The organism is Vibrio sp. 1CM7H, from assembly GCF_023161645.1.
Classification (GTDB): domain Bacteria; phylum Pseudomonadota; class Gammaproteobacteria; order Enterobacterales; family Vibrionaceae; genus Vibrio; species Vibrio diabolicus.
The window spans coordinates 736,746-751,061 of sequence record NZ_JALNTV010000001.1 but is presented as its reverse complement, the minus strand read 5'-3'; the positions used below and the strand labels follow the sequence as shown (position 1 = coordinate 751,061).

The 14,316-nt window shown below is 45.0% G+C and carries 12 protein-coding genes; 9 read left to right on the top strand and 3 right to left on the bottom strand.

From position 1 onward, the window contains the following. Positions 1-116: 116 nt before the first annotated feature. Positions 117-1,334 carry a glucose-1-phosphate adenylyltransferase gene (glgC, locus tag MSG33_RS03195; protein ID WP_006742254.1) on the top strand — a complete coding sequence of 406 codons (1,218 nt, stop codon included), beginning with the start codon at positions 117-119 and terminating at the stop codon, positions 1,332-1,334. Positions 1,335-1,431: 97 nt separating this feature from the next. Here glgC and MSG33_RS03190 read toward each other — a convergent pair whose 3' ends face one another. Together MSG33_RS03190 and MSG33_RS03185 are read right to left on the bottom strand one after the other, a co-directional pair. Continuing rightward, positions 1,432-4,596 carry a glycosyl hydrolase family 18 protein gene (locus tag MSG33_RS03190; protein ID WP_248379828.1) on the bottom strand — a complete coding sequence of 1,055 codons (3,165 nt, stop codon included), beginning with the start codon at positions 4,594-4,596 and terminating at the stop codon, positions 1,432-1,434. 277 nt (positions 4,597-4,873) lie between these two features. Beyond that, positions 4,874-5,755 (bottom strand): AraC family transcriptional regulator, encoded by an 882-nt coding sequence (locus tag MSG33_RS03185; RefSeq protein ID WP_248379826.1) that lies wholly within the window; start codon positions 5,753-5,755, stop codon positions 4,874-4,876. Positions 5,756-5,961: 206 nt separating this feature from the next. On the opposite strand from MSG33_RS03185, the gene MSG33_RS03180 reads away from it, so the two are divergent. The 7 genes from MSG33_RS03180 to MSG33_RS03150 all read left to right on the top strand — a co-directional run bounded on the left by MSG33_RS03180 (position 5,962) and on the right by MSG33_RS03150 (position 12,497). Beyond that, positions 5,962-7,110, top strand: a complete 1,149-nt coding sequence (locus tag MSG33_RS03180; protein ID WP_248379824.1) for an iron-containing alcohol dehydrogenase — start codon at positions 5,962-5,964, stop codon at positions 7,108-7,110. Positions 7,111-7,406: 296 nt separating this feature from the next. Continuing rightward, positions 7,407-8,054 (top strand): lysoplasmalogenase, encoded by a 648-nt coding sequence (locus MSG33_RS03175; RefSeq protein WP_048625012.1) that lies wholly within the window; start codon positions 7,407-7,409, stop codon positions 8,052-8,054. 170 nt (positions 8,055-8,224) lie between these two features. Next, positions 8,225-8,959, top strand: coding sequence for an amino acid ABC transporter ATP-binding protein (locus MSG33_RS03170; RefSeq protein ID WP_020835258.1), 735 nt, complete (start codon positions 8,225-8,227; stop codon positions 8,957-8,959). Next, a complete protein-coding gene (locus MSG33_RS03165) occupies positions 8,959-9,756 on the top strand; it encodes an amino acid ABC transporter permease (protein ID WP_248379822.1) in 798 nt (265 codons plus the stop codon). Before MSG33_RS03170 ends, MSG33_RS03165 begins: the two co-directional genes overlap by 1 nt. Positions 9,757-9,765: 9 nt before the next feature. Then, positions 9,766-10,584 (top strand): transporter substrate-binding domain-containing protein, encoded by an 819-nt coding sequence (locus MSG33_RS03160; protein ID WP_062730990.1) that lies wholly within the window; start codon positions 9,766-9,768, stop codon positions 10,582-10,584. An 81-nt stretch (positions 10,585-10,665) separates the two neighbouring features. Then, positions 10,666-11,586, top strand: coding sequence for an amino acid ABC transporter permease (locus MSG33_RS03155; RefSeq protein WP_248379820.1), 921 nt, complete (start codon positions 10,666-10,668; stop codon positions 11,584-11,586). Between the two features lie 92 nt (positions 11,587-11,678). Further along, positions 11,679-12,497 (top strand): EAL domain-containing protein, encoded by an 819-nt coding sequence (locus MSG33_RS03150; RefSeq protein ID WP_046876068.1) that lies wholly within the window; start codon positions 11,679-11,681, stop codon positions 12,495-12,497. A 103-nt stretch (positions 12,498-12,600) separates the two neighbouring features. Here the strand turns inward: MSG33_RS03150 and MSG33_RS03145 are convergent, their stop codons facing one another. Then, positions 12,601-13,134 (bottom strand): RNA-binding S4 domain-containing protein, encoded by a 534-nt coding sequence (locus MSG33_RS03145; RefSeq protein ID WP_054867581.1) that lies wholly within the window; start codon positions 13,132-13,134, stop codon positions 12,601-12,603. 226 nt (positions 13,135-13,360) lie between these two features. Between MSG33_RS03145 and MSG33_RS03140 the strand changes: the two genes are divergently transcribed. Continuing rightward, positions 13,361-14,314: an endonuclease/exonuclease/phosphatase family protein gene (locus tag MSG33_RS03140; RefSeq protein WP_164665602.1), complete on the top strand. Its 954-nt coding sequence runs from the start codon at positions 13,361-13,363 to the stop codon at positions 14,312-14,314. Positions 14,315-14,316: the final 2 nt, after the last annotated feature.

The following is a 14,316-nucleotide window of genomic DNA, read 5'->3' as shown; positions in this document are numbered from 1 at the left end:
TAAAGTTTGCAGTAGTAAACACATCAGCACATGCACTTTCAAAACCTCTGCGCTGTACACCACTTCCTCCTGGTTAGCACCGTTTTGATGCATGCAAAAAAGGGAAAGGGAATAATATGGAAGACGCACTCGCCGTAATTTTAGCTGGAGGGATGGGGTCTAGACTCAGCCCACTCACCGATGATAGAACCAAGCCAGCAGTACCTTTTGGCGGAAAGTATAGAATTATAGATTTCACACTAACCAACTGTTTACACTCAGGTTTACGTAAAATCCTTGTTTTGACCCAATACAAATCTCATTCACTTCAAAAACACTTGCGAGATGGTTGGTCGATATTCAATCCAGAGCTTGGCGAGTACATCACTGCGGTTCCACCTCAAATGCGCAAAGGTGGTGCATGGTATGAAGGAACCGCTGATGCGATTTATCACAACATGTGGTTACTATCGCGCAATGACGCGAAGTATGTGGTTGTGTTATCCGGCGATCATATCTATCGAATGGACTACGCCGCAATGCTTGAAGAGCATAAAGAGAAAGGTGCTAAGCTCACCGTTGCCTGTATGGATGTTCCCGTAGAGGATGCTTCAGCATTCGGGGTAATGGGCACCGCAGAAAACGGGCTAGTTACTTCATTTATAGAAAAACCAGAATGCCCACCTACCCTTCCAGGAAGTAAAACCAGAAGCCTCGTTTCTATGGGGATCTATATCTTTGATATGGATGTTTTAAAAGAAGCACTCGAAGACGACTCAAAACTCGATTCATCAAGTCATGACTTTGGAAAAGACATCATACCTAAGCTGATTGATACGGAATCCGTTTACGCTTATCAATTCTGTGGCAGTAAAGGGCGCGTCGATAAAGATTGCTATTGGCGCGACGTGGGTACCATTGATTCCTTCTATGAAGCGAATATGGATCTGCTAGAGCCTGTACCACCAATGAACCTATATCAATCCAATTGGGCGATTCGTACTTACGAGCCGCAGTTTCCACCAGCTCGTACCGTATCGTCAGCCACGGGCAATGAAGGTATTTTTATTAACTCCATCATTGCTACCGGTGTCATCAATTCTGGAGGCTCAGTACAGCATTCCATTATTTCCTCTAACGTACGCATTCAAGACAGTGCCACGGTAGTCGATTCCATCATTTTTGATGACGTAGAGGTCGGTGAAGGAAGTCAGTTGGTCAACTGCATAGTTGATAAACATGTTCGTATTCCGCCACATACTCAAATTGGCATCAACAAACTAGAAGATGCGAAGCGATTTAAAATCTCAGACAAAGGTATTGTCGTCATACCCGAAAGTTACCAATTCGACTAAACGACAAACCATCGCAACAAAAAAGCGCACGATCATCATCGTGCGCTTTTGTTTAAGTGCCTATTAACGTTAGGCTATAACAAATAATACATAATAATTAGATGTTACATACCGTTGACCAGCTACCATCTGTGCCCGGCTCAGCCGCTGTCCACCAGTTCGCTTGGTAAACCACACCGTTGTGGATGATCTTATCACCTTGGTTAGCGTGGCTTGGGTTACCAGCCCAATCCGTTTGTGGTAGAGCTGGGTATGTCACTAAACCTGTCGTATCACACGTACCTGGTTCAGTAGTACCACCATCACCCGAGCCTGCATTTAGGTCGCCAATTGGTAGTTCTGGCTGTTCAAACTTGAACGCAAACTCTTTACCACCAGAAATCACTGAGTAGTTAGCCGGACCAGAGATTGGTAGGTAGTAAACCATATCAAGCTCGTAAGTACCGCCCGCAGGTAAATCTTTCCAAGCAGGTAGAGAGAACGATACGCGGTGCATTACGCCATCTAAGCCACCGATGTTGTTTGCACGAGTATGTCCAGAAGCAATGACTTTCAAACCGCCACCTGATTGATCTTTCGCGTTATCAGGAGCTGATACTGGGATATCAAACTGGAATTCAGTACCACCAGGGATCGCTTGACCAGTGTTGTTCGTAAACGTGATCTTCGGATTAATTGGGTAGTTTTGGTCGCCAACCTTAAAGCCGCCAACGCTGACTGCAATGTCTACCGCTTCTGTTGGTGTTGGACCCGTCGCGACTTTATTGCCGTAAGGTGTTGCAGACTTAAACTTGTCGTAGATAGCTTTGGTCATAGTGTTACCCATATGGTACTCACCATTACCAGCCGCACAAGCTTGTTCAGTTGCATCTACTGCCGTACGATTACCATTTGCATCCAGTACGTAACAGTTGTAGTCACCTGCCAGTTCCCAGAACATAATACCGCCGATTTCTTTATCGATAACGTAATCAGCTTTCACTTCGATAGAAGCTTTATCTTCCGTAGACAGGAACACGCTCTTCTCTGCGTTCCACAACCAAGGCGCTACCGCAACGCTATCGTAATGACGAGTATATGTACCAACAAACTTATCCGAAGGATCGTTAACTGGATCAAGACCGTAAGCGGCTGCGTAAGAGCCCCAGATACCATTTTCTAGGTTCTTCGCATGCCACATTGGGTTAGAGCCAGCGCCCATTTCGTTGCCTTTAGGGTCTGTATCGTGCCACATGTTGTCGATACCAATAGCACCGTGACCACAGTTGTTTTTCTCACCTTCACCGGTACCAGGTTGACACTCAGCTTGGTTTGGCAGTGCTGCTCGGCCCCACAGACCATTTTCACCACCAGTAACACCTTGCCAACCACGGGTGTAGTAAGGAACACCGATGTTGATACGACCTGCTGGCATAGAACCACGGAAATAGTGGTAAGCCCAGTCTGTGTTCAAGTAACCGATACCACCGTATGCAGCAGTGCCGTATACGTTCCACTGGGCTAGCTCCGAGTCTTTACCTGTATCGAATAATGCTGCGTTGTGACCAACGTGATCATTCCAAGCCCCATGCAAGTCGTAAGACATGATGTTTACGTAGTCTAGGTACTTAGTTACATCGAAGGTTTCCATACCACGCAGTAGGTAACCTGAAGATGGTGCTGCGATAGTCAGCATATAATGAATGCCATCTTGCGCGGATGCCGCATCAAGTTTCTCACGCAATACTTTCATCAGCTCTTGGTAAGACGCCCATAGATACTGACGACGTGGTTCCATGAAGTCTTTGTCGTAAGGGTTACCAGCACCAGCCATTGATGTCGGGTATTCATAGTCGATATCCAGACCATCGAACTTGTACTGACGCATCATTTCAACGGCAGAAGTTGCGAACTTCTCGATGCCTGCATGGTTAATAGAACCGTCCGCATTCGTCGTCATGGTGTAGAAGCCACCATCAGCTACACGATTGCCGTTCGTATCGAAGTGACCGCCCGTTTCAGCCCAACCACCGATAGAGATTAACGTTTTAACATCATGTTTTTGCTTGTAAGTCGCTAGCGCACCAAAGTGACCTTTAAAGCCAAGAGCAGGATCTACCTCAACGCCAGGCCAAGTTTTACCCGTAGCAGGGTTGTTAGGGTCATTAACGTCACCAACGTTTACTTTACCATCAGAACCAATGCTCACAAACGCGTAGTTAATGTGAGTAAGTTGCTCCCAAGGAATATCTTTAACAAGGTAAGTCGATTGAGGGTCCTCACCTGCGCGCCAACTAGTAAAGTAACCAATCACACGACGTGGGTGATCGGCGCCCATTTTCTCGCGACCTTCTTCGTCATAAATAGAACAGTAAGGAACGTCTACACCCGTTGTTTGATACAAGCCATCAGGGCGACAGTTAGATGTCACCGCACCACCGTTTACCGTTAACGTCGCAAGTGCAGAATCTGCAGTTGCTCCGGCATCATCGGTTGCTCTCGCATAAACACTTAGCGAACCAGCTTGTGAAGGCGTTACATCAAGCGTGTATGGTGCAGTTGTTGCGGTGCCAGCAAGGACACCCGCCACATAGAAATCAACTTTAGCAACGGTGCCTTCCGCATCTGCGGCATTCGCAGTCAGTGTGACGGAGCCACCCAAGTCAATAGAAGTCGCAGAAAGTGCAACATCCACTGTCGGCGCTTCGTTACCAGATTGTGCTGGTGCCACAGTTAACGTCACAGCGCTTGCTGTGCTTACTGCACCTGTATCGTCATACGCCTTAGTAGAGAATTCGTGCTGGCCTTCAGTCGCTGTCCATGACGCAGCATAAGGCGCAGACGTTGCCTGACCAACTAATACGCCATCAACAAAGAATTCTACTTTTCTAACAGTACCATCGGTATCAGCTGCATCTGCAGCTAGGTTAACAACATCCCCTGCAGTCACAGAAGCCGACGCAGAAGGCGATGTTAGAGTAACAGTCGGGACTTCATTCTGAGGTGGATCAACCGGTCCAGTGCCATCACATGCGCCAAGTGTTTCCCACTCGCCCCACTCACCAGATTGCGCTGGGTTACTGTTTTGCGTCCAGTAGCGTGCTTTGTAAGCATTACCTTCATGTTGAACTTGGTCACCACCGTTATAAACTTTTGATGATTGCCAAGTTTCTAGAGGGGCACAGTCAACCGCTGCGTAGCTATTGAAGGCCATAAGACAAGAAGCGGTGAGAGTGCTTAGTGTGAACACGCTTTTCACTGCGTTGCCGTTTTTAAGGTGCATAATCGCTCTTCCTTAAGTTATTGTTAAAACAATACTAAATGCGCTAAACAAAGCGCACTTATACTTTTATTTCGACGTAAAATAACTTAAGTACAAGTTGGTGATTTCACACTATCTATTTACGAGTTTTCCACACCGCCTCGCAACAATCCACTAAATGCTTGCAACAACGTACCTATTATTTGGCACCAGTAACTAATTTTATAAATCAAATAAATATGTCACTCGCAAATTAATAAAAAAGGCAAAAAAAGTCGTTATTTTGAAATAAAGATCACTAAGCCTTTGTTGACCTTGGCGTTTCATTAAAATGGCGCTTGTACTCACGACTAAACTGTGATGGGCTTGTGTACCCAACCAGTCTCGCGGCATCGTTGACTCGTCTCCCCTCCAGTTGGATCAACTCGCGCGCTTTATTAAGTCGAACTTTCTTAATGTATTGCAACGGAGATTCAAGCGTGACATTGCGAAAAGCTTGATGGAAAGCAGACACACTCATATTGGCTTCTTCTGCCAATGTTTGTACGCTCAACTGTTCATGGTACGCTTGATGAACACGATTCAGTGCTTTGGCCACTCTAGCGTAAGAGCCTTCTTGGTGTGCTAAGTCAAATAAAACATACCCTTCTTTGCTTACCAAAGTGCGATAAACAATTTCCTCAAGAAGTAGATCACCGAGCATGACAACATCAAGCTCATTACACAACGCTCTCATTAGTCGCTTGCATGCATCCAGCATACCTTCGCTCATGCGTACCGATTTAAGGCCGCAACGGGTAGCATCCAGACACTTATTACTGAATTTCTCAGCCTCAAGTTTTTTAACGAGCTTATGAAGAAGCGTTGGCGAAATATCTATCGAGATGCCAAGTAAAGGCTCATTGTTTGTCGCAAACGCTTCGCACTCCAGGGGCATGGGAACTCCTACGACAAGGTAATCATCGGGCCCATATTGGACAGGTGTATCACCAATATGAATGTTCTTATATCCTTGACCTAAAACAATAATGCCAGACTGATAGACAAACGGCTGTCGATGATTTCCTTTGCTACTGCGATAAAACCATACGCCATCTATTGCGGTTTTCTTCATACCTTCTAAGTCATGCAGTCCCTGCTTTTCAACATATTGCTGCATGATATCTGCGAGAGTGTGCATTAGAGCGCTCCATCAATGACCAACGAGTTTGGTCTCTATTATTATTGTGAGCACTATACTTCCTCTCAACTTTAACTTTCTAGTTCAAGAGCATTAATTTTGTAGAAATAGGCAAATTATTTGCAGAAATCGACCTGTTAACGAACGTTAATCAGGACTAATATGCACGTATTCAATCTCCTTTACTGGAAGCAAGAGGGCTAATAATGAACTTTTCTTATGTAAACCCAACCAAGATTTTCTTTGGTCAAAAACAAATCGCTGCAATCAAAGAAGCTATCCCATCCGACCAAAAAGTTTTAGTGGTATACGGCGGTGGCTCAATTAAAAAAAATGGCGTGTACGACCAAGTCTCAGAAGCACTAGAGGGACATGAATGGCTAGAGTTTTCTGGTGTTGAACCCAACCCAACCAAAGAAACGCTCGATAAAGCGGTCGCAATGGTAAAAGAACATGGTGTTGACTTTATTCTTGCTGTAGGTGGTGGTTCAGTCATTGATGGCTCTAAATACGTAGCAGCAGCATCTAAGTATGATGGTGATGGCTGGGATATCATGATTGGTAAACACCAAGTCACTGAAGCGACGCCTCTAGCTGCAATTTTGACATTGCCAGCAACAGGCTCAGAGTCAAACATGGGCGCAGTTATCACTAAAAAAGAAACTCAAGACAAACTTCCGTTCATGTCTCCAGCAGTACAGCCTAAATTTGCTGTGTTAGACCCGGATGTAATGAAAACATTGCCAGAACGCCAGTTGATCAACGGCATTGTTGACGCGTGGGTGCACGTATGTGAGCAATACTTGACGCTTCCTACCGGCGCAATGGTTCAAGATGGTTATGCAGAAACACTGCTGAAAACCTTAAAAACACTCGGAAAACAGTTTGCCGAGCGAGACGACGATATGTGGCGCGCAAACTTAATGTGGTCTGCTAACCAAGCATTGAACGGGTTAATTGGTAGTGGCGTTCCACAAGACTGGGCGACACATATGATCGGCCATGAATTAACGGCTCTATGGGGCGTCGATCATGCACGTTCTCTTGCAATCGTCCAACCATCGCTACTTCGCAACCAAATGCAATTTAAACGTCCTAAACTAGAGCAAATGGGTCGCAACGTATTTGGACTTGAAGCTGGAGACGATCTTGCTGAACGTACCATCGAAGCGATCGAAGCGTTTTATCATCAACTTGATGTCGCAACTAAGCTAGAAAACTATGGTGAAAGTCGTGAACAAGCGATCGATGCCATCATCGAACAACTCAATAAACACGGAATGACCGTTCTCGGTGAAAACCAGGCGATTACTCTTGAACGTAGTCGTGAAATTTTAGAGCTCGCTGTTGCCTAACAGCAAAAACAGTTCACTGCCCTTTCTAGGGTTTAACGGTATTGTGACTTAACGGTCACAATACCGTTTTTTTATGCTATTTTGTAAGCTTCATCACGTTCAAATTCGGGAACTCCTCAAAATAACGATTAATCCCTACAAACTCATTGATCGTGTAGGTCAGTAAAGAGACAACTGTCCAGCTTTACACAAACAAAAATAAAATTGAATTCAAAGGTCTAACTTACTCATTTAATGGACCTTTTATTTGTTGTAGTTATCCACTACATTAGCTTGTCTGTTCGAGAATCCATTTTATGTGGCTAGTTGTTGTCGTATTAGCATTCATACATATCATCAGTATCCGTAAAGGTCCTAAGTGGGTCTTCTACGTATCCAAACCATTACCAGTGCTCTGTATGTTAGGAATTTTAATCCAGTCTCCTGCCTATCATATGCCATATACGCATTGGATTTTGATTGGCTTATCGCTCTCGTTGCTTGGTGATCTACTATTAATGCTCCCTAGAGATAAGTTTATTACCGGATTAGTGCTCTTCTGCTCTGCCCATCTTTCCTATAGCTACGGTTTTACCATCATGTCCGCTTGGCATTTTACGCCTTGGCTCCCTATTGCTTTATTTGGCCTCGGTGTATGTTTCTATTGGTTGTTTCGACCGGACCTTGGTCAAGAAAAGCTCCCGGTTGCCAGCTACATATTGGTATTGATGACCATGTGTTGGGCTGCTATCGAGTATTATTTGAGTGGAAAAACACAATCGTCCTCGTTTGCAGTGCTCGGAAGCTTTATCTTCATCGTTTCTGGTACCGTCTTAGCTTTTGAACGCTTCGGGGGACGATCCGTATTTTCCCGACAAGTCGTCATGGTGACCTACTATTCCGCACAAACATTGATGGTAATGTCCGTTGTTGCCATCGTAGTTCGTTATCCGTATCTCAGTTGAACTGACTTATTAGTAAGAGCCTCTGTGTCTAATTCTTAAAACATCACTTTATCAAGCACTAAAGTGAGCAGGTTCTTAATCTTAGAACCTGAATATAAGCTTGTTCTTAATGAAATAATGCGCACAACTTGCTATTGTAGAAGGATATTTTTCCTTTATAGCGTGCCCCTTTGAAAGAGAACACTCCTGTTGTTGAATTTAGCAACGTAAACAAGTGGTATGGCGATTACCACGCTCTAAAAGATATCAACTTCTCCGTGCATTCTGGCGAGATCGTCGTGGTGTGTGGCCCTTCTGGTTCAGGAAAATCAACGCTCATTCGTTGCATCAACCATCTTGAATCGATTCAAGAAGGCCAGCTTCATGTATTCGACCAGCCTTCTCACGCAAAATCTCTCAAGCCCGGTAAAATCGGCATGGTGTTCCAGCACTTCCACCTTTTTCCTCATTTGACTGTACTGGAAAACCTCACCTTAGCGCCGATTCGCACACTCAAATTGTCAAAACAAGAAGCTGAAAAACGCGCACGACATTACCTCAAGCGCGTCAATATTGAAGAGCAAGCGAGTAAGTACCCTATCCAGCTTTCTGGCGGTCAGCAGCAACGCGTCGCGATTGCTCGCTCCTTGTGTATGGAACCGGATTTGCTCCTGTTTGACGAACCAACTTCGGCGCTTGATCCGGAAATGATCAACGAAGTATTGGATGTCATGGTTGAGCTGGCTCAAAGCGGAATGACGATGATTTGTGTCACGCACGAAATGGGATTTGCCAAAAAAGTAGCGAACCGCGTGGTATTTATGGATGAAGGCCAAATAGTGGAAATGAACTCACCGATCGCCTTATTTGAGACACCACAGCATCCACGAACCCAAGCATTTTTGAACCAAATTTTAAGTTACTGATGATAGTTCGCGTAATCAAACCTGTCCTTCAAGCTTTACTACAAATGACGCTCCTCTTCATCGCGATTGTGTGGGTGTTAGACTCTGGTGCCGACGCTATGGGGTATCAATGGCAATGGGAGCGCGTACCTGATTACATAGCTTTTTATGAAGATGGCGAATGGTGGCCGGCAGAACTTATCGATGGGCTATTGGTCACGCTTAACATCTCGGCCATTAGTCTATTCTTCACCTTAGTGTTGGGGTTGGTCACCGCGTTACTAAGGCTTAGCGATTCGAAAGTCGGCAATGTTATTGGTACCACTTATGTCGAAGTCATACGTAACACGCCGTTGTTGGTGCAAATCTATTTACTCTACTTCGTGTTTGGCCCCGTGATTGGTTTGGACCGATTCAGCACCGCCGTTTTGGCATTGTCCCTTTTCCAAGGTGCCTATACCGCGGAAATATTCCGTGCAGGTTTAAACAGTATTCCTAAAGGGCAATTCGAAGCAGCAAAAACTCTCGGGCTGTCACCGTTTTACACCTACAAAGACGTGATTTTGCCTCAGGTTTTACAGCGCACATTACCGCCATTAACCAATGAAGTGGTTTCTTTGATCAAAAACTCTTCCATTGTAAGCGTGATGGCGATTTTTGATTTAACAACACAGGCACGCAACATCGTCTCTGAGACGGCGATGCCGTTTGAAATTTGGTTTACCGTGGCAGCAATTTATCTTGCTCTCACTCTATCACTTTCTGGCTTGTCTGCATGGCTAGAACACAAACTCGGAGCCAGTTGGCGCAAATTATAAGGAGATAACATGAAGTTATTCAAAGCGACCATTACTGCATTATTAGGGTTAGCCATCGCTATGCCTACAATCGCGAAAGAAGACGTTGCCACCCCCAATGTAGATCAAATCAAAGAACGAGGCACTTTGCGCGTTGGTATGTCAACATTTGTACCTTGGGCAATGCGCAACAAGCAAGGTGAGTTAATCGGTTTTGAAATCGATGTGGCCAAACGCTTAGCACAAGATTCAGGTTTGAAAGTGGAATTTGTACCGACTGCATGGGATGGCATTATTCCCGCACTACTGGCGAAAAAGTTCGACGTGATTATCGGTGGCATGTCGGTCACGCCCGAGCGTTCCAAAAGCGTGTTGTTTACTGAGCCCTACTCGCACTCTGGAGTTCAAGTGGCAGCGAACAAAGAGCTGGCTTCAGGTTTTAGCGAATTCTCCGATTTTGACTCACGACGCGTAAAAATAGCGGCTCGTCGCGGTGCGTTCACCGTTCAAGTAGCCAGAGAAACCTTCCCGAAAGCGAAGATTCTGCAATTTGATGATGACGCTCAAGCGTTCCAAGAGGTGCTGAATGGTAACGCCCATGCGGTCATCGCTTCTAGCCCAAAACCAGAGCATGAGACAGTGAAACACAGCGACAAACTATTCCTTCCATTCTCTGAGCGATTATCAAAAGGTAACGAAGCCTTTGCAGTTCGTTTGGGGGAAGAAGATAAAAAAGCCTTTTTCAATAAATGGATTGAAGCAAGAACCCAAGATGGATGGTTAAAACAACGTTATGAATACTGGTTCTCGACATTAGATTGGCAAGATCAAGTCGCGCAAGGTCAGTAATCTGAGTGGCTCGTGGTCTTCGCGAGCCTATACTTTCCAATCATCCATTTTACTTTTTCATCATCTATCGGAGTCAAATTTTTGGGCGAACAAACCACCACTCGCACAGTACCCACTAATTCCAACACAGGTTCCTTTCTATCGCGGTTAAACACGCTAGATTGGGTACTGCTTATTATCTGTGGTATTGGTGGCGTTTGGCTGTACCATCGCTCCACTGTTGGTGTACATTATTTGTGGCAGTGGAAAGAGGCGTTTGAACTACTTTTTACGCCAAGATCCGATGGTGGTTTGCCCTACTTCTTCCAAGGTTTGATTTCGACGTTAAGGCTCAGTATTTGGGGCATCAGCTTCGCGTTAGTGCTTGGCACGTTGCTAGGCTTAGCACGCTTCTCTCGCTCCGTTTGGTTGCGCACACCTGCTAATGCGTTTATCCAATTGGTGAGAAACATTCCGCCGCTGGTGTTTGTTTTCATCTTCTACTTTTTCATTTCCAACCAATTGATCCCATTACTCGGTTTGGAAGATATTCTACGAAACTATAACAGCGAACCAAATGCGCTACAGAGCTTTCTTTTTGGGCCTTATAACCTTTGGGAAAATCTTGCCTCTGGCGTGTTATGCGTCGGCCTACTCTCTTCTGCCTACGTTGCAGAAGTGGTGCGTGCAGGTTTACAAAGTATCGACCAAGGACAGTGGGAAGCGGCGGATTCATTGGGCTTGTCTCGATGGGTGAAGTACCGATTCGTTATCGCGCCGCAAGTGCTTAAAGCAATAACACCTGCACTTGCCGGTCAAACCATCTCTTTGGTGAAAGACACCTCCATCGTTTCGCTAATTTCTATACAAGAAATGACTTTCGTTGGGACAGAGATGGCAAACTCATCAGGATATATCTTTGAAATTTGGCTGATTGTCGGCCTTGCTTACTTTTTGATTTGTTTCGGGTTGTCACTTATTTTTCGCTACATTGAAGCAAAATCGGAATCCATTTCAAATTAACTCAACCGTATATGTAATTAGACACATTTGAATCTTCAAATCAGAATTGCATCCTGTTACATTGAAAAGATGCTAAATTTTCGGCGTTTTTCATGGAGTTAAAGAATCAATCGGACTACGAGCGATACATTAAGCAAGATAATCTTGGTGAATATTACGTAGTTCTCAATCAATTCACTTTTCACAGTGTTTATCAGCCGATTTTTGATAAGCACCAGCGTATTATTGGAATGGAAGCTCTACTGCGAATTCGTGGCATTGATGGTTCGTTAATTCGTCCTGATGTATTTCTGGCCAACAATGGCCTCGATCCCTACTTTCGATTGTGTGTTGAGTTTTTATCCAGAGCAATGCACATTCGAAATTTTGCACGCTGTTTCGCAGGAACGCCTATCAAACTGTTTCTCAATGTCATGCCTCAAACCCTACTCACCCTAACCAAAGACATGGGCTTTAAAGACAACGGCCTGCTTTACAAGCGCCTTTCCGAACTTGGTATGAGCCCATCAGACGTGGTGTTTGAAGTAGTCGAAGAGTCATGCGGTGATACTGATTTACTGATCAAAGCCGTGCAGTTAATGAGAGCGAATGGTTTTATCTTTGCTATCGATGATTTTGGCGCTCAACATTCTGATATCGCACGTGTTCAGCAGCTCTGCCCTGACATCATAAAAATCGATCGCTCTTATCTACTTGATTACTGCGCCGGAGAAACCTTTTCCATACATAGCGCCGTTGAGCTCGCGGCTCATATGGGAGCAAAAGTGATCATAGAAGGGGTAGAAGAAGACGTGCAGCTGCAAGCGATGTATCAACTTGATTTGGATTATTACCAAGGCTTTTACTTAGGTAAGCCTTGCGCCATTCATCACTGGACCGATAGCCTAAACATTGAAACGACAGTGCATTGACACTGCCCCCTTACGATACAGTAAAACCAAAAAAGCGCCGATATATACTCGGCGCTTTTTGGTTTTGCTTGGCGATGACCTGCCTAGCTAGGTATTAATTTGCTTAGAAAAAGTCAATAGAGTTACGTCCGCTCTTCGGATCACGAGTCGCTTGCGGCTTTTCAGCTTTCTTACCTTTCTTCGCTGATTGCGACAGCGCGTTTTGTTGTGCTTTCCGCTCTTTATGCGCTGCTTTTCGGCCTGTTGACTTAGGTCCAGAGCCTTTAGCTGGCTTGCTTTGGCGAGATTTCTCTTTACGTGCAGATTGCGCTTCTTTCTTCGCTTTCTTTTCCGCTTTTTGCTCTGCCGTTTCAGGTTCAGTTACTGGCGCATCGCAAACCACAACATAATATTCTTGGTTAAACTCAAAAAAGTCACCATCATACATCTTGCGGCGCTTACGTGTTTCTAGCTCACCATTCACCGCGACGTAACCTTCTTCGATGATATGCTTTGCTTCGCCGCCACCGCTGACCAAGTTCGCGATTTTAAAAAGCTTGTACAGTTCGATCGGATGCGCATCAACGTCGATGCCAATTGCTTCGATCTCAATCTCTTCGCCTTCTAAATACTCTTCGTGGTCGTAATCTTGGGTCATGTTACTTACTCTTACTATTTGATGCCCTGAAGTTTAAACGCAATGCTTAAAAATAGAAACCTCTGCCGATGCTCAATCACCGATTAGCCTTGGCATTTGAGCACCTCTTAACCCATTTAACTTGTCGCTCGTTAGCTTGTATATCGATGCGTAGCTCAAACGAAGCTGCAATTACGCAACCTGAAGGTATATACTCTTCAAGTTATTGTTGAAAAGAGCGAATACTTTGTCTCAACCAAGCAGAATTACCTTTGTCACGGCTAACTTGTTTAATTTTGTCGCACCTCCTGATGCCTACTATGATTTCGAAAACATCTACTCGTTAGAGCAATGGCAAGACAAACTTGCTTGGACGCAACGCCAAATTGAAAAACTCGAAGCTGACGTGATTGGCTTACAAGAAGTGTTCAGTCTCGAGAAGACTCAGGCATTCTTTTCAACCATCGGCTACCCCTACTTTGCGACCGTTGACACCCCACATGTAGAGGATGAGTACATTTACTCAAGCCCTGTTGTGGCAATCGCATCTCGGTTTCCAATCGAAAAAGTACAAGCGGTAGAGTTTGACTTAGCAACACTTGAGCCTTTTGGAGTGAATGTTGCTCCAGAGTTCAGTCGCAAACCTATCTATGCGCAAGTGATACATCCTGTACTCGGCCATATCGCCGTTTACGTAACGCACTTAAAATCTCAACGCCCAGCCGACTCAGAACAACCAGAAACGTCTAGCACGATTATTGGGCGCTGGTTATCCACCCAGCAAAGAGGTTGGGAAGCAGCGATGTTAAGAGACGCGATGCAAAAAAGGTATAGAAAGGAGCCAATGCCAACGGTATTAATGGGCGATATGAATCAACCTATCACTCCAACCAGTGTTAATAGCGCATTGGTAGCCAATACTGGTGACAGCGTCACTGAGTTGCAACTCAAAGATGGATGGTCATTACAAAGTGACGCTCTGAAGGATGAACGCCCCGCTACGCATTATCATTTTTCCACTGGGAATGTGCTCGACTATATCTTGCTCTCTCAAGAGTTTGACACCTTATCAGATATATCGGTTGCCGAGGTTGTTGATTATCAGGTGTCTAACCAACATCTGATCAACCCGATTTATGACAGAGATAAAAACGCCAGCGACCACGCATTTGTGGCGCTGACGGCTGAAGTAAAGCTTTGAGT